Raw genomic sequence first — 26,202 nt, 5'->3', positions numbered from 1 at the left:
CAGGATGAGCGGCTTCTCTTGCCGCTCTTGCGCCCAGGTCAGCAGACAGTACCGCTCAGGCACCTATTTCTTCAGCCGCTCGGGCGCTCCCAGATAGAAGCCCTGCAGAAAGTCGACGCCCATCTCTTCACTGATACGACACACGTCCTGGTTGTGAACAAACTCAGCCACAGTTTTGGCATTCAGCACCTGGCACAACTTAACCAGCTGCTGGGCGATACGGCGCTGTTTCACATCCTGGTCAATGTTGCGGATCAGGCTACCGTCGAGCTTAATCACCTGCGGCTCAAGCTTAACGATTTCATCGATATTGGAATAACCGGAACCGAAATCATCAACAATGATACTGGCGCCCAGGGCACGGAACTGATTACAGACATCAATCATATGACCGTAGTCGGTAATCTGTTCGGTTTCCAGCACTTCCAGTCCGACCCGCTGTGGATTGGGCAGCGATTTGATCGCCTCTTCCAGATGGATAAGGGTGCGTTCACTCATGAAGTCCTGCGGAGACAGGTTGATCGAAAATCCTTCACTGCGATGACGCATCAGCTCAAAAGTACGACTAATCATCTGCCGGCTGAGACGGTTATAGAGGTGGGTACCCTCGATAATCGGTAAAAAGCGCCCCGGTAAAATCACTTCACCTTCATCTTCAATCCGCACCAGACACTCATAAGAAGCCAGCTGATGACTGTGAGCATGGTAGAGTGGCTGCGCATACACCAGCACATTGTCATTCAACACTGCGCGGCTGACACAGGACAGCCATCCCAGCCGTTCCTGGCGGACTTCATCCTGTGCCCGCAGGCGGTTGGCATTACAGAAATGGCGATTGTGCTTATATGCATCGCGGCGAGCTTCTATCGCGCGCAATAGCAGATCATCAGCGGTTTTGTCAGCAAAATCGCGCCGGCTGACCAGGCCAGCACACAGGGATACGGAAACATAATCCACTTCCGGCAGGCCGAACGGTTCGAAGTTGACATGCTCAAGCTGATCAACAAACTTTGAAAAAGTCAGATGAATAAAGTCGGCATCGGCGGCACTGGCGAATATCGTGGCCCACTCGCCGACCCCGATCGCAAACAGCTCGCTGCGCCCCGGCAGATGCTGCTGCAAATAATGCTGAAAGTGACTGCTCAGATCCTGCAGCAGTTTGTCACCAACCCGGTAACCATACTTCTCGTTGATTTGATTAAAGTTGGTCAGTTTGAGCACCAGCAGATGATCGCCGTCGCTCATACGCAGTAATTTCTCACGCAGGACCACCCGGTTCGGCAAACCGGTACGCGGATCCATCCGGTAGCTGGCGGTCATCATCGTCGCCTGACGCTGGATTTTTTGCGATAAGTTGTGGTTAACCTCATCCAAATCACTGAGCGAATTACGGATCAGACTGAACAACGGTGCAATCACGTCATGATGGCCGAAGCTAAATGGTTCAGGCTCGGCGGCAGGCTTAGCTCCTTCCCGCAGCGCGATGTAAGTCAGACTGTGACTCATCGAACGCAGCAACTGACCATCATGCCACAGCTCACCCATGCAGTAGCTGCCATGGGTCTCAGCCACCGCCTGCAGTGGTAACAGTTCCTGATTATCCTCGATAAAATCGAGCCGTGAGATACAGTTGTAAACCCAGATTTGCTGTGGCTGGAAACTGCGTAACTGCTGCGCGCCGAGATAAACCTGCTCCAGCGTCATCGACGGGTGATCGAAACTAAACCGTACTTCATCCCCGACCGCGAGCGGCTTACTGAACACCAGACCCGAGTCCTGCTCATAGAGCGGCACATACACATCCTGCTGCTCAAGATCGCCTTTAATCAACGGAAAATTATGCAGCATTTCCAGCGCTACTGACTGACCATCACCGAGATAGCGGTTGTAGATTGCCTGGATTGGCTCGCCGTTAAGACGATAGACAGTATTCCCCTGCGCTTCGGTGACGCGGAAATGACGCCCGATCGGGTTCCACTCGATGTAAGCCTGCGTGATCAGCTCCAGCTGCGAACTGTGCAGCGCCACCGCCACCATACTGTTCTGATAAGTCTCGGTATCGAGTAACACCCAACGTCCGCGTTCGGTTTCACTGGCCGCACCACCAGCAACAGTGAGGCCCGGAGCCAGATGATTAAATGCCCGTACCCGCTCGGAACGCTGCCCCATTTCCAGATAAGCAGCGAAGCACAAAATGGCGCACGTATCCGCTTCTATTGCGATGCGTTCCAGCAGCACTTGCGTATCACCGGAGGGATTATCGGAATAACGTGTCAGGGCGCAGCTGAGGCGGGTGGAATGGAAATCGGTAAACAGCAGCAAAGTGCCCTGGTGATGAATGTCTCCCTGTTCGATCACCTGACCACTACTGAAGCCAATAATGGTGGCCTGAGGAAACTTGCGCTTGAGCTGTTGTGCCAGGCACTCAACCTGGCTCGGGCTTTCGCAGGAAAACAACTGAATAAGTAATGAACCTTGCGCCGAGAATGAAAAATCAGCCAGCCTCTGATCCGGAGACTGATCTAAAGGGATAAAAAGCGACGCGGTTAACATATCATCCAACTAACTCATCACGAGAACAAAGGTGAGCCCACAAACCCATAACAATAATCGATACTGCTAAATAAGTTAATTATCACACTTACAAAAAACAATGTTTATTCAGATAATTAACTGTTTTAGTTGAGACAAAGCATGGATTTCGACATCCGGTAACAGTTTTGTTTTCGGCGTTACACGCGGGTTGAGACCTTGATCGTTATACCAACAGGCCTGAAAGCCATTGAGGCGCGCGCCCTGCACATCCGTCACCGGATGGTCACCGACGTGCAAAATCGCTCTGGCCGGTAAATCCAGACACTCCCGCGCCTGATTAAACATATCCGCATGCGGTTTAGCATATCCGTCAGGACCGGCACGCAGTACTTGTTTAAAATAGCCGCTCAAACCGATTTTTTCCGCATCCACGTTACCATTAGTAATCGCCACCAGCGGCATGCGTGCGGCAAGTTCGCTCAGCACTTGGTGAGTTTCAGCCGGGACATCCACCAGATTGCGCAGCCGCAACACCTCAGCCATTGCGGCTTCGGCTGCCTGCTGCGCAGCTGGGCGCTGATACCCCAGCTCCATCAATGCGGTGCGGATCTGCACCAAACGCCATAATGACACGTCATTTTTCAGCCAGGCATCCTGTTCAACCACTTTACGCTTCACCGCCTGCCACCAGTCGGCACTGCGCGTCACCGTTACCGGATGTTCACGCGCTAACCACAAGGTCACCTGCTGCTCCAGATGGCGGATAACCGGACGGTTATCATACAGCGTATCATCGAGGTCAAAGGTCATTGCCTGAATCGGCGACAGTGTGCGGTAAATCAGCATCCGTTACTCCTTGGATTTTTTGTGGGCGCGTGGGTGAGCCTGATCGTATACCTGAGCCAGATGTTGAAAGTCGAGGTGGGTATAGATCTGGGTGGTGGAAATATTTTCGTGGCCGAGCAACTCCTGTACGGCACGCAGATTATTACTCGATTCGAGCATATGAGTGGCAAACGAGTGGCGCAGTTTATGCGGGCTGATATGGCTGGCGACCGATTGTTTCTGCCCCCACTCCGCCATACGTTTCTGCACACTGCGATGGGAAATCCGCCCCCCAAGTTTGGAGATAAACAGAGCCGGTTCCGGACCTTTGAGCAGCGCGCTGCGTACTTTAAGCCATCGGCCAACCCACTCTTTGGCCTGGCCGGCAAACGGGACTTTACGCTCTTTGTTGCCTTTACCCAGCACCCGGATTTCACCGCTGCGCAGGCTGATATCGCGCACATCAATCGCCACCAGTTCCGCCAGACGCAAACCGGCGCCGTACATCAGCTCCATCATCGCACGGTCACGGATGGACAACGGGTCATCTTCGTCGACTTCCAGCAGCTGCGCCATTTCATCGACATCAAGATTTTTCGGCAGCGGACGCTGCTTACGCGGCGCCGATACGCCTTTGGCCGGATTGGCACTCAGCTCACCACGCAGGATGAGAAAGTCGAAAAAACTGCGCAGGGAAGAGAGGCGGGTCGCCAGGCTGCTGGCTTTCATGCCATCACGCATCCCTTTACTGGCCAGCTGGCGTACCCAGCCGGCATCGACCTGCTGCCAGTGACGGACACCCAACTGGCACAAATGCTCAGCCATGGCACCAAGTTGCTGTTTATAATTGCGCTGCGTGTGCAGGCTGAGGCCTTTCTCGCTGCGCAAATATTCGTAGAATCGTTCCAGCGGCCTGATCAGACTATCAGGCAGTGGGGTGACTGATTCGGTCATGCTCGTTCACCTGCCAGGGTAAAATTTCGATCAGATGGGACAGCACCAGCGCCAGATGACGCAGGAACAAGGTATCCATACAAGGCTGGAAGTGGCCGCCATCTTCGCTGGCAAACGCCAGTACCCCCTGCGCACTGCGCTGCACCAAAGGCAACACGACATACGACCCCATCTCGGGAGCGGACGTGTCTTCACCAAACAGCAGCTGGCGATCAGCCTGACGCAAGCGGCCCAGATAGGCGCTTTTGCCGTTGAAATGGTTGGTAGAAAAACGCTGCCACTGCTCTTTAGACCAAGTATAGCGCGGATGAGGGTGGTCCAGCAGGCGGACGTAAGCTTTCAGCCCCAGCAGCTGTGCTTTGGTCTCTATCGCCCGGCATACCGCATGCAGATGAGAACATTGCAGAATCTGCTCCTGCAGGTCCATAAACTCATGAAACGTGCGATCATTATTCGCAGCCAGCGACATCAGAGTGGTGATCTCCTCCTCCAGCTCTTCAATCCGCTGGCGCTGACGCGCCAGTTGAACATGAACCAGAGACACTGACCCGAGCTGCTGATGCGGCAGGGCCATTTGATCAACCAGATCAGGACGCTGCTGGAAGAAATCGGGATGGTCTTTCAGATACTCAGCAACGACTTCAGCCGTCAGTGCATCGGCTTGCAGTTGTGACAAAACAAATCCTCGTTAGCAAGACAGCTGACCGTCAAAAACATGGGTTGCAGGGCCGGTCATAAACAGCGGTTTACCCGGTCCTTTCCAGCTAATCACCAGAGAGCCGCCCGGTAAACTGACCGTGACGGTTTCATCCAGTAGGCCCTGAACAATGCCGACCGCAACCGCGCCACAAGCGCCGCTGCCACAGGCCTGGGTTTCCCCGGCACCGCGTTCATAGACACGCAGATTGACCGCATTACGGCTTACGACCTGCATAAAACCGGCATTAACCCGCTCAGGGAAACGCTCATGCGACTCCAGCAGCGGGCCCAGGGTTTCCACATTGGCGGTTTTGACATCATCGACCACGGTCACCACATGCGGGTTACCCATGCTGACCGCCCCACAGAACAGAGTCTGCTCACCAACGCGCATAATGTAGGTCTTTTCGGTCTGCTTAGCACGGAACGGAATCTTATTCGGTTCGAACTCCGGCACTCCCATGTTAACGGTGATCTGGTCATCGTCTTCGACATTGAGCACCATCTTGCCTTTCTTGGTACTGACGCTGATGCTGTACTTATTGGTCAGCCCCTTCATGCGTACAAAGCGGGCAAAACAACGCGCGCCGTTACCACACTGCTCGACTTCGCTGCCATCGGCATTGAAAATTCGATAGTGAAAATCCGTTTCCGGATCATAAGGCGCTTCAACCACCAACAGCTGGTCAAAACCCACCCCGGTATGACGATCCGCCAGACGGCGGATCAGATCAGGGGAGAAGAAGACGTTCTGGGTAATGCAGTCCACGACCATAAAGTCATTACCCAAACCGTGCATTTTAGAAAAATGGAAATGCATAATGCGTCACTTTACTCCGGCAGAAGACTCTCAAGTGCCCACAGACTAGACAGCTCTTCACGCTGGCGCACTAAATGGGTTTTATCGCCATCCACCATCACCTCAGCCGCTCGCGTACGGGTGTTGTAGTTAGACGACATCACAAAACCATACGCACCGGCAGAACGCACTGCCAGCAGGTCGCCCTGCTCAAGCACCAGCGCACGATCTTTACCCAGGAAGTCACCGGTTTCGCATACAGGACCCACCAGGTCATAGGTCAGCGCAGAGCCTTCCCGCGGTGCGACCGGCACGATATCCTGCCACGCCTGGTACAGCGCCGGGCGCATCAGATCGTTCATGGCTGCATCGATGATAGCGAAGTTTTTGTGCTCAGTATGCTTAAGGAATTCCACGCGGGTCAGCAGTACACCGGCGTTGGCCGCAATCGCCCGGCCCGGTTCAAAAATCAGTTCCAGATCCTGATGATTTTGCAGTCGTGCCAGCAGAGCTTTAGCGTATTCTGATGGCTGAGGTGGCAGTTCGTTACGATACACAACCCCGAGGCCACCACCGACATCCAGGTGTTTAATGTGGATACCTTCCGCTTTCAGGCTGTCGATCAGCGCCAGCAGGCGATCCGTCGCATCAATAAACGGGTCGATTTCAGTCAGCTGTGAACCGATATGGCAATCAATGCCGTGCACGCTGATGTTATCCATACCCTGAGCCAGACGGTACACGTCCGCAGCGCGATCAAACGTGATACCAAATTTGTTATCACGCAGACCGGTAGAGATATAAGGGTGAGTTTTGGCATCCACGTCCGGGTTAATACGCAGTGACACCGGCGCTTTCACGCCCAGTTCACCGGCAACCGCGTTAAGACGAACCAGCTCCGGCTCCGACTCAACATTAAAGCACTTAATGTTAAGCTCCAGCGCTCGCTTCATTTCTGCCGCGGTTTTACCCACGCCGGAAAAAACCACTTTGGCCGGATCGCCACCTGCTGCGATTACGCGCTCCAGTTCACCGCCGGATACGATATCAAACCCTGAGCCAAGACGAGCCAGAGTGTTGAGCACCCCAAGGTTCGAGTTGGCTTTCACTGCGTAGCATACCAGATGGGGATGATCGCCGACCGACTTGTCAAAGGCGTGCCAGTGACGCTCCAGAGTCGCGCGAGAATACACATACAGAGGTGTACCGTAATTCTCAGCCAATTGAGACAGCGAAACGTTTTCCGCCCAAAGTTGGCCATCATCCTGATAATTGAAGTAATCCAAAATACTTTCCCTTAATCTAATTGTTTGAATTTACTGACTTTGTTCGCTCTTTTGAGCATCATCAGGCATGTACAGCGGGCCTGTTTGACCGCAGCCTGCCAGCGTCATAACGGACAACAAAAACAGTGCGGTGATGGACTTTTTCATTTTGCATATCGTGCTTATTGAATCAATGCCCCCTATAATCGCACCACAATCAGGAAAAGCAATAGGATAGACAGGATGAACGAGACTGAATTTCATCAACTGGTGGACAGCCAAATGCAAATCATTGAAGAAGCCATTGATGATTCCGGCGCGGACATCGACTACGAGACCAGTGGCAACGTGATGACACTGGAATTTGAAGACCGCAGCCAAATCATTATCAACCGTCAGGAACCGATGAAAGAAATCTGGCTGGCGTCCAAATCCGGTGGTTTTCATTTTCAGTGGCACGATGAACAGTGGATCTGCTCAAAAACCGGCAGCGAATTTTTCACCATGGTCAAACAGGAGTGTGAAAAACACGCCGGCGAAAGTATCGACTGGGAATGAAACGCAAAAGAGCACCTGAGGTGCTCTTTTTTTATCGTCAATTTTCTGTACTGCGTTCAGACATTGACTGCTTTGGAAGGTCTGGAATAGACCGCCGAATCGTTACGATACGGCGCCACGTAACTTGCGCCCTCTTCCGGATGCACTATCTGATAATACTGCGGCAGGTTGAAATTAATCAGTTTCGCTGCCAGTTGGTTATCATCCCGCACTGAGGTATAGAAGCTGTTCACGCTGGCAATCATGTCATCTTTCTCACCGCTGAACTGGTGGTATATCTCCACCCGGTTGGTTTCATCCAGCACATAGATGTTGAAGCCTTTTTCAGTATCTTCAAAGAAGAACTGCACCAGCCCCTCACTGGCAAAACCGTCAACCACATCCGGCAGCTGATAATCTTGATCCCTGTCCAGCATCAGCAGCGGTGAGCCTTTCAGCTTATTGGTGGAAATACTGCGGTAGAAATCGACCGAGTTTTCCAGACGTTGCACCGACACGCCGCGCCGTTCGAAGAACAGACCGTACATCTGAGTACCGATACGCAGCGCTTTGAAGCGGCGGCGTTTTTCCTGCTCGACCGGTTTGAGGCGCAGATCGATACATTCCGCCAGTAACTGATAAACCAGATTGCGCATCACCCCACGCAGGTTTTTGCTGTAGCAGAACACGTCCACCGACTCCGGTGGCAAAGCATCCTGATGCATTTTGCCCAGCACAGTTTTCAGGGCATCCAGCATCGCGGTCTCGCCTTTAAAATGCAGAGTACGCACTTCCTGCCACGAATTGCGGTAGACCAGATCAACACTGCCCACCAGGCACTGCTGCTCACAACCAAAACTGAAGATGTCAGCGTTCTTCAGATCCACTTTGAGCGACTTGCCGCTCAGCTCCACCGTCGGGTCATTCTCGAAATTAATGAACATCGCCAGCTGGCTGATTTCACACGGACTCGCCAGCGCTGCCATGGTCGGACGACGTTTGTGCAGCGAGAAAGTGTTACGCAAGTCACTCATCATCTGATAGAACTTGTCGATATCGAGATGTGCTTCACGCACCACAGAGTGCAAACGGGTCGACTCAGTGATCAGGCCGTTGAAAAACGCCCACGCGACCAACTTACTGAGATATTCATTGTGCTCCAGGTAGGGCTGACCGATGATTTGATGTGCCACCAGCGGCTGTTTATACAGATACCAGCCCGCCTTGTTCGTCCGGTCCGGGCAGACTTCGATAAAGGTCAGGTCGGGCTCATGTAAGTCCGGCGAAATCTGCGGATTGAGTAACGTGACTTTACCCGGCAACACCTCAAAGGCAGCATACAGCTTACGCGCCAGAATCGAGATGTCCTGCGGACTGATGGCCGAGGTAATATCATTGCGCCGTGCAAACTGAATCAGGTTACGGTAACTGACCATCAGCGCATCCAGCAGCGCATGGTGCACCCCTTTGACCTGCTCCACTTTCCAGTTACGCCGATTGTCGAGCTCTTCGAGCGTCGCTTTATCCCAGTGCCAGTGCTGCACCATCTCGCTCAGCGCTTCTCGGCGCCAGGCTACCGAGCCGACACCCGGTTCACGGGATAGCTTTTCGTGGGTTTTAAGATAGAAACAGCGCCGCACCAAATCGAGACGGGCGTGATCACCAATCCGCTCCAGGTAACAGGTCACCTTGGCCAGCATCAGATAATAGGCATCCATACTGTACAGATCCGGCTCATGGGCGAAGAAGCGACGCTTGGTATCAATACTGAGCAGTTGGGTATGCGGGTACTCCCACGAATACGCCTCAAGCAGAGTCGCTTTCAGTACCGATTTATACGGCGAATCGATACTCTTATACAGCTGCCATAAATTGGCACCAAAGTACTCCTCGGCCGGAATCCGGTTAAGGCGACCAAAGTCGATCCATTCGCTGCAATCAATATAATCGTTGCTGCACAGCTGCTTAACGTATTCGTCGTAGCACTCTTCCATTTCCGGTGGCACAATTTGCCACAGCAGGCGTTTGCCGGCCAGACGTACCGCCGAACGGTAGAACTCATCCAGCAGCAGTAAGTGCTGGGACGAACCGCAGTTTTCGCCGGTCATCTCATCTGACTGGTTATGACGAAAGCGCTCTTCATCCATGATAAAGAAGTTGGCTTCCACACCCTGACTTTTCGCCCAGTCGGTGATCAGTAAACATTTATTGCTCAGGCAGTCACGCGCGTCGCAATCCATGTCCGCCTCCACACACACCCAGATATCGAGATCGCTCGAGGTACTCTGACCGATCGATGAAGTACTGCCCATTGTATAGAGACCTAAAATCTCTGGCTGGGCGGCGCTGAGCAGCGGCTGGCCAAGGGTCAGTTCGGTATCGTCCACAAACTGTTGCTGAATGTCATTCAGAGAAAACTGGTGAATACCGTACGGTACCTGGTCAGCGTAATAGCCGGGGATCAGAGGATGGTTGTAGTGCAGCAGGGCCGGGATCAGATGAAAAACACGCTGACCTTGTAAATCCATAAGCGCCAGCGCCCGCTCAGTGCGTTGCCGGTTCAGCTTATCTAATCTCTGTAATAAGGTCTTGGTGTAAGCCTGCAAGGTCAGTTCCCTTGATTGAAACATAAATGCACAATTTGATTGTGTTTTGCGCAAAACAGCCAACAAAACGTGATCAATTTAACACTTTAATTTGTGTTGGTAAAGCATCTGCTCTGTGGTTAACACTAAAGTCGTATTAAACAAAATGCGCCAAATTCAGAGTCGGCATAGTGTCCACGCTAAGCAGTGCTTTGTAATAATAGCTCAGTTTATAAACGAGAGCCTAATCACACAATTTTGTACCGCTGTTACAGCGGCGCGCAGCAAATCCGCCGGGCGGTGATCTTGTAGTGAGAAATTTCTGTCCGAAATGGTAGGATGAGGCCATTGTTGACTGTCAAACGGGAATATCATGACCTCTACCACCCCAATCCGAATCGCGACGCGCCAGAGTCCACTCGCCCTGTGGCAAGCCCATTACGTCAAAGATGCACTGCAGGCGGCCCATCCCGGTCTGGAAGTGGAACTGGTCACCATGGTGACTCGCGGCGACATTATTCTGGATACCCCACTGGCCAAAGTTGGTGGTAAAGGGTTGTTCGTCAAAGAGCTGGAAGTGGCCATGCTCGAAGGACGCGCCGATCTCGCCGTACACTCGATGAAAGATGTTCCGGTCGACTTCCCCGAAGGCCTCGGCCTGGTCACCATCTGTGAACGTGAAGACCCGCGTGATGCGTTCGTGTCAAACCAATACACATCACTCGATGAGCTGCCACAAGGCGCCGTGGTCGGTACCTGCAGCCTGCGCCGCCAGTGTCAGCTCAAAGAAGCGCGTCCGGATCTGGTGATCAAAGAGCTGCGCGGCAATGTCGGCACCCGCCTCGGCAAACTCGATGCCGGTGAATATGACGCCATTATTCTCGCCGCGGCCGGGCTGAAACGCCTCAAACTGGAACAGCGCATCCGCAGCCTGATAGAGCCGGAGCAATCATTGCCGGCGGTCGGCCAGGGCGCGGTCGGTATTGAATGCCGTCTCGATGATGAACGCCTGCGCAGACTGCTGACGCCGCTCAGTCACGCCGACACCACTGACCGTGTATTGTGTGAACGCGCCATGAACCTGACCCTGGAAGGCGGCTGTCAGGTGCCAATCGGCAGCTATGCTCTGCTTGACGGCGATGACCTGTGGCTGCGCGCCCTGGTCGGCGAACCGGATGGCTCACTGATTGTGCGCGGTGAAATCCGCGGTCCGCGTCAGGATGCAGAACGCCTTGGAGTCGAGCTTGCTAACCGGCTGCTGGACGACGGCGCACGCGATATTCTGACCAAGCTGTACGCCGAGCACGAGTAACGCGATGGCGGTTCTGGTGACACGCCCTGACACTCAGGGCAAGGAGCTGTGTCAGCAACTGGTAGCGCTCGGTATCCCTGCCCTGCACCAGCCCCTGATCGGGATCGAAGCCGGTGCCGATTTACCTCAACTGCCACAGGCCCTGCTGCACTGTGATTACGTGCTGGCAGTCAGCCAGCACGCGGTGTTACTGAGTCAGCAATTTCTCCACGCTCAGCAACTGAAATGGCCCGCCTCCCCCCGATACCTTGCCGTTGGTCAAAAAACTGCACAGCTTTTAAGCAAAGTCTGTGCGCAACCAGTACACTACCCGGACATCAGCGACAGCGAACATCTGCTCGCTCTGCCGGAATTGCATCATGTCCGAGGTCAACGGATCGAAATTCTGCGCGGCAACGGTGGCCGGGAATTGATTTACGACACTCTGTGTGCTCGTGGCGCCATGGTACGTTACCGTGAAGTGTATCAGCGTGTAGACTTGCCGTTCAGCGCGCCAACTAGCGTGGCTCGCTGGCAACAGGCGCAGGTTGACACGCTGGTCATCACCAGCAGTCATCAGCTGATGTTTTTTGTTTCGCAACTGACCGGGGCAGACCTGAACTGGGCCCTGAGTCTGAAATTACTGGTTCCCAGTGACCGAATCGCCCACGATGCCCAGCGCCTGGGATTCAGCCATGTCGTGACCACAGGAAGTGCGGCGAACCAAGATTTAGTGGCGGCTCTCCAGCCTTAACACACAGGACTCTTAGCAATGACAAGTAAAAAAGATAATCCACAGCAGGAACCTGAACAGTCATCCGTACCTGCTGCTGATTCTAGTATGCAAACCTCAGCCCATGACGCAAACGGCGCCAAGGCAGCCAACGCTGACGGCGAAGCTGCCGCAGCGAAACCGGCAGACAGTGAGGCAAGCGTGACCGAGAAACAGGCCAAACGCGGCGTCAAACTGGGCACGATTGCGATTGTCCTGGCGATTCTGTTTGGTGGCGGCCTGACCCTGCACAGCCAGCAACAACAGGCGCAGTACCAGGCGCAAATTAAAGCACTGCAAACCGAGCTGGCCCAGACCCGCGCCAGCATCGATCAAAAACTGGCCGATGCGAAGCAGCAAGCGGTCGAGCACGCCAATGAAGTCACTCACCGCGCCGAAGTGGTGCTGACCCAGCAGCAGAAAACCATCGAAAGCCTGCAGGTAGCCGTCGCCGACATGAAAGGCCGTCGTCCTAATGACTGGCTGCTGGCCGAAGCCGACTATCTGGTCAAACTGGCCGGGCGTAAACTGTTCCTCGAGCACGATGTGGAAAGCGCCACTCAGCTGATGGAAAGTGCCGACCAGCGTATCGCTGCCCTTAACGACCCGAGCCTGACGCCACTGCGTAAAGCAATGGCAAACGACATCACCAAGTTAAAGACCATTCCGCTGCTGGACCGTGACGGTCTGGTGCTGCGCCTGATCAGTCTGCAGCAGCAGGTTGACCATCTGCCGCTCGCCAACGCGATTCTGCCGCACGCGGCTGAACAACAGCCACCAACGGTCTCGCAAGACATCAACAACTGGCAGCAGAACCTGATGACATCGCTGAAAGATTTCGCCGATAACTTCATCACTTTCCGCACCCGCGATGGTAATGTGGTGCCCCTGCTGTCACCGGAGCAGCACTTTTACCTCAAAGAAAATCTGAAAGCCAAGCTGGAGACCGCCATCAAAGCGGTATACGCAGAAAACCAGGAGATGTACACCACCGCTCTGTCCACCGCCGCCCAGTGGTCCGGCTCATTCTTTAACCTTGATGACAGCCAGGTAACGGCGTTCAGTAGCACGCTTGAACAACTGGGCAAGCAGAAGGTCCAGGTCGAGTATCCGGTGAAACTGGAAACGCAGAAACAACTCAGTGACGTGATCAGTGAACGTCTGCGCCGCTCCATCAGCTCGATGACGACGGAGGAGAAATAATGGTCAGATTACTGTTTCTGTTCATTGTGCTCGGCGCTGGCCTGTTTGCCGGCACCCAGTATGCCGGTCAGCAGGGTTACGTGCTGATTTCAGTAGCCGAACACACGATTGAAATGAGCGTCACGACCCTGGTTATCTTAGTGATTGCTGCCCTGGCCGGTCTGTTTGCCCTGGAGTATGTGGTGAAGAAGCTGATTTACGCCAGCTCATCCACCTGGAACTGGTTCAGTGTGCGTAAGATGAAGCGTTCCCGTCGTTATACAAACGAAGCCATCATCAAGCTGCTGGAAGGCGACTGGAAGCAGGCAGAGAAGAAAGTCACCCGCTGGGCCAACCATCATGACATGCCGCTGCTGTGCTACCTGGTGGCATCGGAGGCCGCCAACGGCATGGGTGATCGCAGCAAACGCGACCACTATCTGGAGCTGGCCGCCCAACAGGACAATGCCACTCTGGCGGTCGAGCTGACCCGCGCCAAGCAACAGATCAGTGACGGTGAATTGCAGGCGGCACAAAGCACGCTGAGTGCGCTGCAACAACAATATCCGGATAATACGGTGCTGCTCAATCTGCTCAAGCAGACCTATCTGCAGCGCAAGGAGTGGCAAGCGCTGCTTGATCTGCTGCCGAAACTGGTCAAGACCAAGCATATCAGCCAGCAGGAAGCCGATGCGCTGACCACCACCGCTCAGCAGGGATTACTGGAAAGCATTGCCAGCCAGCAAGGCAGCGAAGGGCTGATCAGCCACTGGAACGGACTCAGCCGCAAACAACAGGCGGAGCCGCAACTGGTGCTGGCGTTTATTCAGCAGCTGATTAAACGTAAAGCCGACCATGAAGCCTTCACCCTGATTAAGGAAAACCTGCATAAGCACCGCTCAGCGGAGCTGTACAGCCTGCTGGCAGAACTCAACCTCGCGGACCGCCATCCGGCGATTGTGCTGCTACAGGAGGCCTTGCAGCGTGACGGTAACAATGCCGAAGCGCACAGCGCACTTGGCCAGCTCTATCTGCGTGAGCAACAGTGGCAACTGGCGCAGCAGCATCTGGAAACGGCGCTGTCACAACGCGCAAGTATTTCCGATTACGCTTATCTGGCCGATGCCCTGGAAAAACAGCATCTGACCAAAGCGGCGCATGAAGTGACGCGCAAGGCCTTGACGCTGCTTGAATCGGCCTGATTCGCCGCCAGGTGGCACCCCGCCCGCTGCGACAGTACAGACAAAAAAACCAGCGTTGCTACGCTGGTTTTTTATCATGTTGCTGTTTTAGCGCGCCACACTTTGAGCGTGGTGAGAGATTAAATCACACGCGAGAACTGCTGCTGACGAGCGCGACTGCGCAGGTATTTATCAAAGCACATACAGATATTGCGAATCAGTAAGCGGCCACGCGGTGTCACCTGAATAAAACGCTCATCAACACTGACCAGTCCATCATCAATAAAGCTTTGCAGCAGAGCCAGATCCTCACGGAAATAATCGCCAAAGCGCACCTTAAAACCGCGCTCAATCGCCTGCTTATCGAGGCTGAAATTACAGATCAGCTGCTTAATTACTTCACGGCGCAGTAAGTCGTCACTATCCAGAGCCACCCCTTTCCACAGCGCATGACGCATGTCATTGACCTGCTCGTAGTATGTTTTCAGCTCTTTCTGGTTCTGAGCATAAGCATCGCCAATCATCGAAATTGCCGAGACGCCAAAACCAACCAGGTCACATTCGCCCTGCGTGGTATAACCCTGGAAATTACGGTGCAGTACACCGTTGCGCTGTGCAACCGCCAGTTCGTCATCCGGCAACGCAAAGTGGTCCATACCGATGAACTGATAACCGGCTTCGGTCAGCGTGTTGATGGTGTACTGCAGAATCGCCATCTTCTCTTCGGCGGGCGGCAAATCCGCGTCTTTAATCTTACGCTGCGCGGCAAACAGTTGTGGCATATGGGCGTAGTTGAAGACCGACAAACGGCCCGGCTGCATCGTCAGCACCTGCTGCAGTGTGGCACTGAAGCTGGCCAGGGTCTGCTTAGGCAAACCGTAAATCAAATCCAGATTAGTGGAGCGGAACCCCAGCTGTTTGGCACGCGCAACCAGATCAACAATAAACTGCTCATCCTGCTCGCGGTTGACCAGTTTCTGCACTTCTTTATTGAAATCCTGCACCCCGATACTGACCCGGTTGAAGCCTTCCTCACACAGATGGTCGAGGACATCCAGCTCAATTTCACGCGGGTCAATCTCAATACTGATTTCCGCATCCGCTGTAAAATCAAACTCTTCGCGCAGCAGAGTCATCAGCCGGCTGATCTGTTTTTTGCTCAGGAAAGTGGGCGTACCACCACCGAAATGAAGCTGAGTGACGTGACGGCCACCGAGCAGAGACGCACGCTGGAGGATTTCATGCTCAAGCACGTCCAGGTACTCATCCGCTTTATGCGCATGACGGGTAATGACCTTGTTACAGCCGCAGTAGTAACAGAGCTTGTGACAAAACGGAATATGGACATAGAGCGACAACGGGCGGTCCGGATACTGGGTACACGCCATGTCGTAGTCAGCAATAGTAAACGCTTCATGAAACTCTACCGCGGTCGGGTATGAGGTGTAGCGTGGCCCTGAATAGTTGTACTTGTCTAAACTGGCTTGATCCCAAACGATCTGCTGGCTGGGTACGACATACGACGACATAGTGTGACTCTTTCCATTTTCTGCTGTGACGAGCTATTTTGCCACACGACAGCAGAGTGCAGCGTGGCAAACGTAGAATTTGTGAACAAAATATTCGAAACTGCTAGCATGATCACTCACTCTTTCGAGTGAGTATCATTTATACCATCTGAATCGCGATTTGATTATTCAGCGGCTGAACACGTTTTTGCAGAGCCTTCAGCTCTTCAACAATGGCATCGTTGAGACGGGTTTCGGCTTTCTGGCGAATCAGGTTGTGCTGCATGCGCTCCTTCTTCACCATTTGCTGACGAGCTTCACCACGCGGCATATCTTTTACCGTATGGTACAGCTCGGCGATTGCCGGAAATTCGCGGTCGAAATCAACCCGGTTATCACCTTGGACATAATCCATAATGCAATACACCCGGATGCTGATTTCCGACAGATCACACTGGCCCTGAATCCCCGCCATACAGAGAATGTTGACGTTATCGAAAATATTCGCGTTGCGCTTTTCGATCGCCAGAGCCTGGTGCTGCAGCAGCAGCTCCTTTTGCTTTTTCAGTTGCAACAAAAGGTAACCCGCATAGGCCGCAAGGCCCAGAATAATCACAGCGCCAGCTATCGCTAGTAGGGTTACGTTCATGGTGCCACCTTAGTCTTTGTAATCATCCAGATCGAGATTTTCGAACTGCGACAGCAGATCGTCATCCGTTTTCGCCTTAGCTTTGGTTTTAGCTTTCGCGACCGGCTCAACTGGCTGTTCTTGTTCCAGCTCTTCGCTGTCGTCAAACAGACCGAGCTGCTTCATCAGGATTTCAATCCGATCCAGCTTCTGGTCCACGTATTTCTGCAGACCGGCCCCCAGCTTCTCACCGTTATCGATCCGGTCCAGCAACACGTTCAGCTGCGCATCATTTTCCAGCATCGCCAGTTCCTGCTCAGCAGAGGCGCGACGCTCCTGCTTGTTCAGTTTCTTTGGCGCTTCGGCAATCAGCGGAATTTTTTTCTTGCTGCCCAGACGCGGATCGCTCTGCTGCGCTGCTTTACGCTGCGCTTCCTGCGAGCCCTCCGAGTGACGGCTGCCGGTTTTCAGACCTTTGCGCTTTTTGAGTTTTTTGCGCAGACGCCCTTCCAGCTCACCAGAAGTACGGTTATGTTTACGAGCAAAAACCAGATCGCCATTGATACCGGTTTTGCTGATTGATTCTTTTTGTCGAGTCATTACTGGGGTTTCCTCAGTAAAATTACATCATTGCCTATAAATTCAAGTTCGAGCTGATCCCGCTCTGCCAGAAATTCAAACGTGTGGCGGCTAAAAAAGATCACATGGGTCAGATCATTTTTATAGTGCCATGTCGCGAATGCGTCCACATTTTTGACCATCTTGGTCATCAGACCAATCCAGCCACCTGGCTTAACTAAATTTAACCATTGCTGCCAAACCTGGGCCGGATCGTGCAAATGCTCGATCACTTCAGTGGCAGTCATAAAATCATAGCTGGTCTCCAGCACCTGGCGCCCTGGATGATAAAACACATCATACAGCGCCACCTGATGGCCGGCTTCTTCCAGCATCAGGGACAACGTCGGTCCGGGACCACAACCAAAATCTAACCCCTTAGATTGAGGCGCCAGCCTGGCCAGTATCGGATCACAGACACGGGATAAAAAGCGACGATAACCAGCATCAGCCGGGTCATTTTCATGTAAATCGTAAAAGGCTTTTTCACGCACGGCGTCCAGGCGGTGCTCCGGATTGACAAACACCAGTTGACACAGCTGGCACTGCAGGTACGCACGGTGCTGGTCTTCATAGTAAGCGTGAGTGTCGTTACTGTGACATAAAGGGCATGGGTGCATACAGACATCCTTCAAACGGGGATGCGAAACATACCAGAAACTGGCTGTAGAGTGGAGAGTGATCGTACAAAATCGCGCCGATTTTGTAAAAAAAGCCAGCGCAAATAAAAAAAGCGGCAGGTTTCCCTGTCGCTTTCCAAATCGTCACCTGAAGTGACGAAATCGGGTCGCACCAGATGGTGCACCAAATGTCCGTTTGTTTTTCGGGCTTTCCGTGCCAAAAAGTGTGGTTTGTCATCATCCTGATGAGTTATGGCAATCCCTGATTACTTCCTGTATCCGGGCGCGTCCTGCGCCTGATTCCTTGTCACTGTCTTTACCTTAAGACCAGTTAACCATCCTTGTTGCGCTTCACTCCTGTAAAGCGTTTCCCTGTCCGTTTACCAGCATTCCTCGCCAGCTCCGTGGAGACCTGCCTGGTCTGAATTCCCTGTTCAGCGTCATGCCGATGACCCTACTTTACCCGCTTCGCACTCCGGCACAATGTGCGCCAGCGCAAATTTTGCTAACCTCACCCGACTCTAAAATTATTATGTTTTAAATCAGACAATTAACCTAAAACCAATCCCGATAAAAATGACAACTATAGCCAATGTCTTACACACGGCATGGCAAACTCAGCCTATCCCGGCGTTCGTCTCAAACCGATCCGTCTTAAACGAAATAACCCCGCCAGGCGGGGTTATTTCAACAGCAATGCTCGAACAGGTGTAGGACAAAAAGGTTAGTGCAGGCCGCCGACATATTTGGACAGGGTTTCGATATCAGCATCGGTCAGTTTTTTCGCCACATCACGCATCATCGCGTTCATGTCGTTACCGCGCTGATCATCACGGAATTTTTGCAGCTGGGCTTTGACGTAGTCCGCATGCTGGCCCGAAATTTTCGGGAAACCGGACAGTTCGGTGCCGTTACCGCGCGGGCCGTGACAGGCAATACATGCCGTCAGTCCGCGGGACACATCACCGGCGGTATACAGCACCTTGCCCTTTGCTACCACGTCTTCCGGGGTGGAGTTCGGTGATATCGGCAGCGATGCATAATAGGCAGCCAGATCGGCCATATCTTCTTCGCTCAATGGCATCGCCATCGCGCTCATCACCGGATCATAACGGCCTTGTGCACCACCGCTCGACATACCAAGCTTGAGATCTTTCAGCTGCTTCTCAATATACTTAGCGTGTTGACCGGCCAGTTTAGGGTAAGTGGTAATTTGACTGTTGCCATCTGCACCATGGCAGGCAACACACGTTTGGGATTTTGCTTTACCAGCTTCAATGCTGCCTTGGGCCCATGCAGAGCAGCTGGCTAAAAGACTTAAGATTAGCGCTAATTTCTTCATGACATTCCATTTATAATTATCAAGCTTCCAGTACCAGAAGGTACCACTCATGGTACAATAAGCGACCTTATGCCGAGCACGGTTATATTACACAATTTCACCAAAAAGTAATCAATCGACAACTCAAAGTCGAGATGGAGTTAACAGTGAGCGTAAAAATTCATTATCAAAACACGCATTTCATCACCAGTGCGCCAGACATTCGCCATCTTCCCGCTGATGAAGGTATCGAAATTGCGTTTGCAGGACGCTCAAACGCTGGAAAATCCAGTTCTCTCAATAAGTTAACTAACCAAAAAAACTTAGCGAAGACCAGTAAAACTCCCGGCCGTACTCAGCTGATCAACCTATTTAAGGTGACCGAAGGCTGTCATATTGTCGATCTGCCTGGCTATGGATTTGCCCAGGTGCCGCTGGAAATGAAGAAAAAGTGGCAACAGTCACTGGGGGAATACCTGCAAAAGCGTACCTGTCTGAAAGGTCTGGTGGTGCTGATGGATATTCGCCATCCGATGAAAGATCTCGACCAGCAGCTGATTATCTGGGCAGTGGAATGCAACATTCCGGTCCAGGTGCTGCTGACCAAAGCCGATAAACTGAAAAGCGGCGCGCGTAAAGCTCAGTTACTGAAAGTGCGTCAGGATGCGCTGGAGCTGGGCGGCGATGTTAAAGTGGATGCGTTTTCGTCCCACAATGGTATCGGTGTCGATGTATTACGTCACAAACTCGATAGCTGGTTTGCACCAATGCTGGCACAGCTGGCCGCCGAGGAAGCCGCAGCCGAGCAGTTTGATGATCCACAGCAGTAAACGCTAACCAACTGCAATTTACGCCCACTTATTATTTGATTGCCCTGCACACGCAGGGCTTTTTTTCGCCCGTCAATCAGTGCGCGCCGTATTTGCGCACCACGCCGTGTTCAAACAAAACAGCTTTCACAAGCAACAGTTGGCCCAGGACACAAATAAAAATCCCCACCATCCTGGTGGGGCAACGGGAGAGAAATAGGAGGTAATTATTGTTATGGCGCTAGGATTGATTAATTTACGCCAGATTACAATATGGCCGGATCACGAAATTCACTCACCTTCCCGACCGAAAAAAATGACAACTAAACCATATAGATCATCAAGATAGAAACAAAACGGCCGTCCGATCCGCTTAGTTTACTCGCAGAAATAACCAAAAGTGTGAATGACGATGAATTACAGAAATGGTTACTGGCTTTCGCCGTTGTTCGCAGAGTGACAGAGCAGGAGAATGGGCTTGGTCAGGCAGACCACGTGGATAAAATCAGTTCAGAGAGTAGCAAACGGGCAGCTTCAGATTAAACGCGGCCCAATAAAAAACGCCCCAGTCAAAAGTGTGACTGGGGCGGCTGAATCAGCCTAATCCAATAACGTGAAACAAAAGGTCTGAAAGATAGAACATCTTACCTCTGTACCCTACGGAAGTTAATGTACAACAATTGGTCACAAATGGGAACTCCTTTTGTAGTTTTTTTTCATTAAATTTTTATTAAGCAACATAAACTTCTGAAATACACTTACTTTTTTATTGATAAAAAAAAGCCAGCGACTGTGCGCTGGCTCATGATATTTCAGTGGATTAGGCGATATTCTGTCTAGTGTGCCTCATCCCAGTTGTTACCGTGACCAGATTCAGCCACTAAAGGCACCGCCAGAGATGCGGCAGATTCCATCAGATTCTGTACTTTACTTTCAATTTCGGACAAAGCTGACTCTTCGACTTCAAACACCAGTTCATCGTGGACCTGCATCAGCAGTTTCACCCGACCAGCCCCTTCCGCTTCGATCCATTCATCGACCAGCAGCATGGCTTTCTTGATGATGTCCGCTGCCGTGCCCTGCATCGGAGCGTTGATTGCCGCACGCTCAGCCGCTTTACGACGCATACCGTTGCGCGACTGAATTTCCGGCAAATGAAGACGACGTCCGAAGATGGTTTCCACATAGCCCTGTTCGGCTGCCGTACTGCGGGTATCTTCCATGTACTGCATCACGCCCGGATAACGCTCGAAGTAAGTATCCATATACTGCTGCGCTTCACCACGCGGAATGCCAAGTTGCTTGGCGAGGCCAAAAGCACTCATGCCATAGATCAGACCGAAGTTCACCGCTTTGGCACGGCGGCGCTGTTCGCTGCTGACCTGATCAATACTGACTCCGAGAATTTCCGCTGCGGTCGCGGCGTGGATATCTTTACCCTGTTGGAAAGCTTCCAGCAGCGCTTTATCACCGGACAGATGCGCCATAATACGCAGTTCAATCTGCGAGTAGTCGACAGCCATAATTTTCCAGCCGTGTGGCGCAATAAACGCCTGACGGATACGACGCCCTTCCTCATTACGGATTGGGATATTCTGCAGGTTAGGATCGGTCGAGGACAAACGCCCGGTCGCCGTCACCGCCTGATGATAAGAGGTGTGCACCCGGCCGGTACTTGGGTTAATCATTTTCGGCAGTTTGTCGGTGTACGTCGATTTCAATTTGGCCAGACCGCGGTATTGCAGAATCACGGCCGGCAACGGGTAATCCAGAGCCAGCTCCTGCAGCACTTCTTCGTTGGTCGACGGAGTACCGGACGGCGTCTTCTTCACCACCGGCAATTGCATCTGCTCAAACAAAATGGTCTGCAGCTGTTTTGGCGAGCTGAGGTTAAATTCCTGACCGGCGATATCAAACGCCTTCTGCTCTAGTTCATCGAGCTTGTGAGCAATCTCCTGCGACTGCGCACCAAGCAGCATGTCATCGATCAGGACTCCGGTACGCTCAATACGCGACAACACGGGCACCAGTGGCATTTCAATGTCACGATAGATACGCTGCAAAGACTCATCCTGATCGATAAGCGGCTGCAGACGGTGATGCAAACGCAGCGTCACATCGGCATCTTCTGCCGCGTAAGGCGCAGCCTGCTTAAGATCGATTTGGTTAAAGGTCAGCTGGTTTTTGCCTTTGCCGGCCACCTGCTCAAACGAAATACAACTGTGCTGCAAGAAACGCAGTGCCAGACTGTCCATATCGTGCTTACCACCGACGCTGTTATAAACGTAAGAGGCCAGCATGGTATCGTGCTTAATACCGCGCAGTTCGATGTTATAACGGGCCAGCACACTGGCATCGTATTTGAGGTTCTGGCCCACTTTGGCCTGCTGTGCATCCTGCAGAATGGGCTTGAGCTGGGCCAATACCCAGTCGCGGTCCAGTTGCTGCGGCGCATCGAGATAATCATGCGCGACCGGCACATAAGCCGCTTCGCCTTCCGCTACCGCGAATGAGACACCGACCAGATTGGCCACCATGTAGTCCAGGCTGTCAGTTTCGGTATCAAACGCAAACACTTCAGCCGCTTGCAGCTTATCCAGCCAGCGGGCAAACGCCGCTTCATCAACAATGGTTTCGTAATGGCTGCGATCAATCGTCACTGCTGAGGTATCCGCCGCAGGCACTGAAGAGGTTTTCGCACCACTGGACGCTGCGCTGGCGCCGGTTTTTTCCGCCGCTTCCACCACGCCGTTGCCACCTTCCAGCAGTTCGGTCAGCCAGGATTTAAACGCCAGCTTGCCGTACAGTTCAATCAGAGCATCACGGTCTGGGGTATTTTTCAGCAAACTTTCTGGTGTGCAGTCCAGCTCGACGTCCAGTTTGATGGTCGCCAACTGATAGGACAGCATGGCATTGTCGCGGTTATCCTGCAGCTTTTTCGCCATGGTTTTCGAACCACGGAAACCGAGCGCGGCAATATCATCCAGCTTGTCATACAGATCATTCAGACCACCGATACCCTGCAGCAGCGCAGTCGCGGTTTTATCACCCACCCCGGGCACACCCGGAATGTTATCGACTTTATCGCCCATCAGCGCCAGATAATCGATGATCAGCTCCGGCGGGATGCCGAATTTTTCGATCACGCCTGCACGATCCATCACCACGTTGGTCATGGTGTTGATCAGGGTAACGTTGTCATCCACCAGCTGCGCCATATCTTTATCACCGGTGCTGATCAGCACCGGCATACCGGCTTGCGACGCCTGGTGCGCCAGGGTACCTATCACATCATCCGCTTCCACGCCTTCAATCGACAGCAGCGGCAGACCCATGGCACGGATCACCTGATGCAGCGGCTCTATCTGACAACGCAGATCATCCGGCATTGGCGGACGGTGCGCCTTGTACTCGGCATACATATCATCACGGAAGGTTTTGCCTTTGGCGTCGAACACCACCGCAATACGCTCACTGGCAAACTGACGCATCATGGCTCGCACCATGTTAACCACACCATAGACGGCGTTGGTCGGGATTTCACCATTACTCATGGTGCCCGGGTAGGCGTGAAAAGCGCGGTATAAATAAGAAGAACCATCAATCAGAATTAACGGGTTATCAGGGATGCGGGCCATAGATTTGCTATCCAACAAGAAACAATGCCGCTTAGGATGCCATGACTGCTGTCCGGTTTCCATGTTCAAGCGCCAAAGCGCGCTCTATGTGGCAGCAATTATTCCCCCAGACCTGGTCCGCCTTGGTCGGCCCCCTGTGGATAACTCTGTTCATAGATTTTATCCACTGGTTATTAAATGGCACATAAACTGCGATACAATCATTTTAAGTGTATATTTTTAAATGACTTTCACAAAGATCGATCAATCTCATTACGATCCTTTTCCGATCATGCAATGTGGAAAAGACACTCGCTGTCCTTTTACTCAACCACCCTGCTGCAGGTAGCCAGAGTGCTGGCGAATCATTCGGATCAGGCATGAAAGTTAAACATTACGCTGCAAAGCTGCCCCCGCGCGGATGACAGGCATAAAAAAAGCGACATCCGAGAATGTCGCCTAGCAATATAAGGTGAAAGTCCGTTAGCTGTCCTTTCCCATAAAGCTTAAAATATTACACTGGAAGCAATGTGAGCAATGTCGTGTCAAAAAGAATGTGTCCGGCCAAACTTCTGTGTTTTGTCACCAGTGGTGTGCCGCACTGTCTGGCTGGTCACTTATTCCCTAAGACAGGTTTAATAATAATGATTCTCATTTCGTAGTCAAGCTCTAAATGAGAAAAAATCTCATTTATTTTTAAAAATATTTAATCAAGTACAGTCGGCTCTCAATCAAAGGGTCTACTTTTTCAAAATTTTCAATAAGATAACCATTTCTCAGCAGTAAACGTAACATGGCCGGAAACTGATTACGTGATTTAACCGTTAACGCCTGATATCCCTGCTCTGTTACCCATCGCTCCTGAGCCTCGAGCAGCAGCTGCGCCACACCTCGATTACGCGCTGCCGCCGTCACACCACCAAACCAGCTGTAGAAGGTGCTGGCATCGACCTGATAGCCAATTTTAAACCCCAATAGTTGCTGCTCATCTTCCGCCACCAGAATAAGATGCCGCTTGCCTGCCAAACGCAGTGCCATACTGGCGCGGTTCTCGCTGCGGCTGAACTCAGCGATTTGCGCAGCAACCTGCTCCGCCTCTTGCAGGGTTCCGATCCGAATTTGCATCCCTTACTCCTCGTCATTCTGGTATAAAAAAGGCCGGCACTGCGGCCAGCCTGGATAATGGCAACAGACTCGTTTAGTCCGCGCGGCGCAGATATTCAGCCGCCTTGGCATTATCCTCAGCCAGCCACTCGGCCACATCTTTGGCAAAATAGGTCAGAATGCCATCGGCACCGGCACGTTTGAAACACAGCAGCGATTCAAACACGGTTTCACGCTCAGCCAGCCAGCCGTTATTAATCGCTGCTTTATGCATCGCGTATTCACCTGAGACCTGGTAAGCAAACGTTGGCACCTGCAGTTCGCTTTTCACCCGGCGTACCACGTCAAGATACGGCATACCCGGCTTGACCATCACCATGTCCGCCCCTTCATTGATGTCCAGCGCCACTTCATGCAGCGCTTCATCACTGTTGGCCGGATCCATCTGGTAATTTTTCTTGTTGCCGCCCTTGAGATTACCGGCAGAGCCGACGGCATCACGGAACGGACCATAATAATTGGAAGCATATTTGGCCGAATAAGCCATGATCTGGGTATGAATATGCCCGGCCTCTTCCAGTGCCGCGCGGATTTTACCGATCCGGCCATCCATCATATCTGACGGTGCAACCACATCGGCACCGGCCGCGGCGTGTGACAGCGCCTGCTTAACCAGCACCTCGGTGGTCTCGTCATTCATCACATAGCCGTCGTCGATAATGCCGTCCTGACCATGGGTAGTGTACGGATCAAGCGCGACATCGGTGATGACACCAATTTGCGGTACATGCTCTTTAAGCAGACGCACCGCGCGCTGCACCAGACCATCCGGGTTGTACGCTTCGGTCGCACACAGGCTTTTGGCGTCCTGGTTAACCACCGGGAAGAGTGCAATCGCCGGCACACCAAGATTCGCCAGATACAGTGCCTCTTCCAGCATCAGATCAATCGACAAACGTTCGACACCCGGCATCGATTCCACCGCTTCACGGCGATCTTTGCCCATCAGAATAAACATCGGATAAATCAAATCATCCACTGACAGCTGATTTTCCGCCATCAGACGACGGCTGAAATCGTGCTTACGCAGACGGCGCATGCGGCGCCCCGGAAACTGACCTTGAATGGATACAGACACTCTACTCTCCTTATGATTCGACCTGATACTGGCGCTGATGCCACCCTGGCTCAGGCATTTTTTCGCAGCTCTGCGGCATCACCTGATGTGGTGATAGTACCGCCTGGTGGCGAAATGATATCACTCCCACTTCACGGCGCTAGGATCTGGCGGGAAAAATGCAAAAAATGACCCCAAGCTCACACTCACGTATACTGGGATTTTTCGACAGCCA

Annotated in this window: 22 protein-coding genes; 6 read left to right on the top strand and 16 right to left on the bottom strand. The window is 52.6% G+C overall.

Translation table 11 applies throughout. The annotated features are described in order from the left end of the window. Positions 1-63: 63 nt before the first annotated feature. From E6C74_RS17405 to E6C74_RS17375, 7 genes are all read right to left on the bottom strand, one after another. Positions 64-2,553: an EAL domain-containing protein gene (locus E6C74_RS17405; RefSeq protein ID WP_136487324.1), complete on the bottom strand. Its 2,490-nt coding sequence runs from the start codon at positions 2,551-2,553 to the stop codon at positions 64-66. 108 nt (positions 2,554-2,661) lie between these two features. After that, positions 2,662-3,381, bottom strand: coding sequence for a 5-amino-6-(5-phospho-D-ribitylamino)uracil phosphatase YigB (yigB, locus tag E6C74_RS17400; RefSeq protein ID WP_136487323.1), 720 nt, complete (start codon positions 3,379-3,381; stop codon positions 2,662-2,664). A 3-nt stretch (positions 3,382-3,384) separates the two neighbouring features. Next, positions 3,385-4,314: a tyrosine recombinase XerC gene (xerC, locus tag E6C74_RS17395; protein WP_136487322.1), complete on the bottom strand. Its 930-nt coding sequence runs from the start codon at positions 4,312-4,314 to the stop codon at positions 3,385-3,387. Then, positions 4,286-4,990 carry a DUF484 family protein gene (locus tag E6C74_RS17390; RefSeq protein WP_136487321.1) on the bottom strand — a complete coding sequence of 235 codons (705 nt, stop codon included), beginning with the start codon at positions 4,988-4,990 and terminating at the stop codon, positions 4,286-4,288. Before E6C74_RS17390 ends, xerC begins: the two co-directional genes overlap by 29 nt. Positions 4,991-5,002: 12 nt before the next feature. Further along, on the bottom strand, positions 5,003-5,833 hold the full coding sequence (dapF, locus tag E6C74_RS17385; protein ID WP_136487320.1) for a diaminopimelate epimerase: 831 nt from the start codon (positions 5,831-5,833) through the stop codon (positions 5,003-5,005). Between the two features lie 11 nt (positions 5,834-5,844). Then, positions 5,845-7,098, bottom strand: coding sequence for a diaminopimelate decarboxylase (lysA, locus tag E6C74_RS17380; RefSeq protein WP_136487319.1), 1,254 nt, complete (start codon positions 7,096-7,098; stop codon positions 5,845-5,847). Positions 7,099-7,128: 30 nt separating this feature from the next. Continuing rightward, the gene (locus tag E6C74_RS17375) at positions 7,129-7,341 is read right to left on the bottom strand and encodes a lipoprotein (protein WP_168797051.1); all 213 of its coding nucleotides are present in this window, start codon (positions 7,339-7,341) and stop codon (positions 7,129-7,131) included. On the opposite strand from E6C74_RS17375, the gene cyaY reads away from it, so the two are divergent. Next, on the top strand, positions 7,321-7,635 hold the full coding sequence (gene cyaY / locus E6C74_RS17370) for an iron donor protein CyaY (protein ID WP_136487317.1): 315 nt from the start codon (positions 7,321-7,323) through the stop codon (positions 7,633-7,635). The two genes, E6C74_RS17375 and cyaY, sit on opposite strands and share 21 nt — an antisense overlap. Positions 7,636-7,691: 56 nt before the next feature. Here the strand turns inward: cyaY and E6C74_RS17365 are convergent, their stop codons facing one another. Next, positions 7,692-10,220, bottom strand: a complete 2,529-nt coding sequence (locus E6C74_RS17365; RefSeq protein ID WP_136487360.1) for a class I adenylate cyclase — start codon at positions 10,218-10,220, stop codon at positions 7,692-7,694. 352 nt (positions 10,221-10,572) lie between these two features. Here E6C74_RS17365 and hemC point away from each other — a divergent pair, with 352 nt between their 5' ends. The 4 genes from hemC to E6C74_RS17345 are packed head-to-tail and all read left to right on the top strand — an operon-like array spanning position 10,573 to position 14,646. Beyond that, positions 10,573-11,511, top strand: coding sequence for a hydroxymethylbilane synthase (gene hemC, locus E6C74_RS17360; protein ID WP_136487316.1), 939 nt, complete (start codon positions 10,573-10,575; stop codon positions 11,509-11,511). Between the two features lie 4 nt (positions 11,512-11,515). Continuing rightward, entirely contained in the window at positions 11,516-12,244 is a 729-nt protein-coding gene (locus E6C74_RS17355) for a uroporphyrinogen-III synthase (protein WP_136487315.1), read from the top strand. 18 nt (positions 12,245-12,262) lie between these two features. After that, on the top strand, positions 12,263-13,465 hold the full coding sequence (locus E6C74_RS17350; protein WP_136487314.1) for a uroporphyrinogen-III C-methyltransferase: 1,203 nt from the start codon (positions 12,263-12,265) through the stop codon (positions 13,463-13,465). Next, positions 13,465-14,646, top strand: coding sequence for a heme biosynthesis HemY N-terminal domain-containing protein (locus E6C74_RS17345; protein ID WP_136487313.1), 1,182 nt, complete (start codon positions 13,465-13,467; stop codon positions 14,644-14,646). Before E6C74_RS17350 ends, E6C74_RS17345 begins: the two co-directional genes overlap by 1 nt. A gap of 119 nt (positions 14,647-14,765) precedes the next feature. Here the strand turns inward: E6C74_RS17345 and hemN are convergent, their stop codons facing one another. The 5 genes from hemN to E6C74_RS17320 all read right to left on the bottom strand — a co-directional run bounded on the left by hemN (position 14,766) and on the right by E6C74_RS17320 (position 19,341). Continuing rightward, positions 14,766-16,154, bottom strand: a complete 1,389-nt coding sequence (gene hemN, locus E6C74_RS17340; RefSeq protein WP_136487312.1) for an oxygen-independent coproporphyrinogen III oxidase — start codon at positions 16,152-16,154, stop codon at positions 14,766-14,768. A 139-nt stretch (positions 16,155-16,293) separates the two neighbouring features. Beyond that, entirely contained in the window at positions 16,294-16,782 is a 489-nt protein-coding gene (locus tag E6C74_RS17335) for a DUF2489 domain-containing protein (RefSeq protein ID WP_136487311.1), read from the bottom strand. A gap of 9 nt (positions 16,783-16,791) precedes the next feature. After that, complete coding sequence (gene yihI / locus E6C74_RS17330; protein WP_136487310.1) at positions 16,792-17,361, bottom strand: Der GTPase-activating protein YihI; 570 nt, start codon at positions 17,359-17,361, stop codon at positions 16,792-16,794. Beyond that, the gene (locus tag E6C74_RS17325; RefSeq protein WP_136487309.1) at positions 17,361-17,999 is read right to left on the bottom strand and encodes a class I SAM-dependent methyltransferase; all 639 of its coding nucleotides are present in this window, start codon (positions 17,997-17,999) and stop codon (positions 17,361-17,363) included. The genes yihI and E6C74_RS17325 overlap by 1 nt, the downstream gene beginning before the upstream one ends. Before the next feature lie 724 nt (positions 18,000-18,723). After that, positions 18,724-19,341 carry a c-type cytochrome gene (locus tag E6C74_RS17320; protein WP_136487308.1) on the bottom strand — a complete coding sequence of 206 codons (618 nt, stop codon included), beginning with the start codon at positions 19,339-19,341 and terminating at the stop codon, positions 18,724-18,726. Between the two features lie 146 nt (positions 19,342-19,487). Here E6C74_RS17320 and yihA point away from each other — a divergent pair, with 146 nt between their 5' ends. Further along, entirely contained in the window at positions 19,488-20,150 is a 663-nt protein-coding gene (gene yihA, locus E6C74_RS17315) for a ribosome biogenesis GTP-binding protein YihA/YsxC (RefSeq protein WP_136487307.1), read from the top strand. A gap of 815 nt (positions 20,151-20,965) precedes the next feature. Here yihA and polA read toward each other — a convergent pair. From polA to hemB, 3 genes are all read right to left on the bottom strand, one after another. Further along, a complete protein-coding gene (gene polA, locus E6C74_RS17310) occupies positions 20,966-23,767 on the bottom strand; it encodes a DNA polymerase I (protein ID WP_136487306.1) in 2,802 nt (933 codons plus the stop codon). A 675-nt stretch (positions 23,768-24,442) separates the two neighbouring features. After that, complete coding sequence (locus E6C74_RS17305; RefSeq protein ID WP_136487305.1) at positions 24,443-24,871, bottom strand: GNAT family N-acetyltransferase; 429 nt, start codon at positions 24,869-24,871, stop codon at positions 24,443-24,445. A 73-nt stretch (positions 24,872-24,944) separates the two neighbouring features. Further along, positions 24,945-25,988 carry a porphobilinogen synthase gene (gene hemB, locus E6C74_RS17300; RefSeq protein ID WP_136487304.1) on the bottom strand — a complete coding sequence of 348 codons (1,044 nt, stop codon included), beginning with the start codon at positions 25,986-25,988 and terminating at the stop codon, positions 24,945-24,947. Positions 25,989-26,202 lie beyond the last annotated feature (214 nt).

Origin of the sequence: Vibrio sp. H11 (assembly GCF_004804295.1) — a bacterium.
Taxonomy (GTDB): domain Bacteria; phylum Pseudomonadota; class Gammaproteobacteria; order Enterobacterales; family Vibrionaceae; genus Vibrio; species Vibrio ostreae.
This window is presented reverse-complemented; position numbering and strand designations above follow the sequence as displayed.

Excerpts from the sequence above, each read along its gene's own strand:
- E6C74_RS17325 (WP_136487309.1), bottom strand. The coding sequence starts at position 17,999 with ATGCACCCATGCCCTTTATGTCACAGTAACGACACTCACGCTTACTAT.
- polA (WP_136487306.1), bottom strand. The coding sequence starts at position 23,767 with ATGGCCCGCATCCCTGATAACCCGTTAATTCTGATTGATGGTTCTTCT.
- E6C74_RS17350 (WP_136487314.1), top strand. The coding sequence starts at position 12,263 with ATGACAAGTAAAAAAGATAATCCACAGCAGGAACCTGAACAGTCATCC.
- dapF (WP_136487320.1), bottom strand. The coding sequence starts at position 5,833 with ATGCATTTCCATTTTTCTAAAATGCACGGTTTGGGTAATGACTTTATG.
- E6C74_RS17345 (WP_136487313.1), top strand. The coding sequence starts at position 13,465 with ATGGTCAGATTACTGTTTCTGTTCATTGTGCTCGGCGCTGGCCTGTTT.
- E6C74_RS17305 (WP_136487305.1), bottom strand. The coding sequence starts at position 24,871 with ATGCAAATTCGGATCGGAACCCTGCAAGAGGCGGAGCAGGTTGCTGCG.
- xerC (WP_136487322.1), bottom strand. The coding sequence starts at position 4,314 with ATGACCGAATCAGTCACCCCACTGCCTGATAGTCTGATCAGGCCGCTG.
- cyaY (WP_136487317.1), top strand. The coding sequence starts at position 7,321 with ATGAACGAGACTGAATTTCATCAACTGGTGGACAGCCAAATGCAAATC.
- hemN (WP_136487312.1), bottom strand. The coding sequence starts at position 16,154 with ATGTCGTCGTATGTCGTACCCAGCCAGCAGATCGTTTGGGATCAAGCC.
- yigB (WP_136487323.1), bottom strand. The coding sequence starts at position 3,381 with ATGCTGATTTACCGCACACTGTCGCCGATTCAGGCAATGACCTTTGAC.
- E6C74_RS17375 (WP_168797051.1), bottom strand. The coding sequence starts at position 7,341 with ATGAAATTCAGTCTCGTTCATCCTGTCTATCCTATTGCTTTTCCTGAT.
- E6C74_RS17335 (WP_136487311.1), bottom strand. The coding sequence starts at position 16,782 with ATGAACGTAACCCTACTAGCGATAGCTGGCGCTGTGATTATTCTGGGC.
- E6C74_RS17355 (WP_136487315.1), top strand. The coding sequence starts at position 11,516 with ATGGCGGTTCTGGTGACACGCCCTGACACTCAGGGCAAGGAGCTGTGT.
- E6C74_RS17405 (WP_136487324.1), bottom strand. The coding sequence starts at position 2,553 with ATGTTAACCGCGTCGCTTTTTATCCCTTTAGATCAGTCTCCGGATCAG.
- yihI (WP_136487310.1), bottom strand. The coding sequence starts at position 17,361 with ATGACTCGACAAAAAGAATCAATCAGCAAAACCGGTATCAATGGCGAT.
- E6C74_RS17320 (WP_136487308.1), bottom strand. The coding sequence starts at position 19,341 with ATGAAGAAATTAGCGCTAATCTTAAGTCTTTTAGCCAGCTGCTCTGCA.
- hemC (WP_136487316.1), top strand. The coding sequence starts at position 10,573 with ATGACCTCTACCACCCCAATCCGAATCGCGACGCGCCAGAGTCCACTC.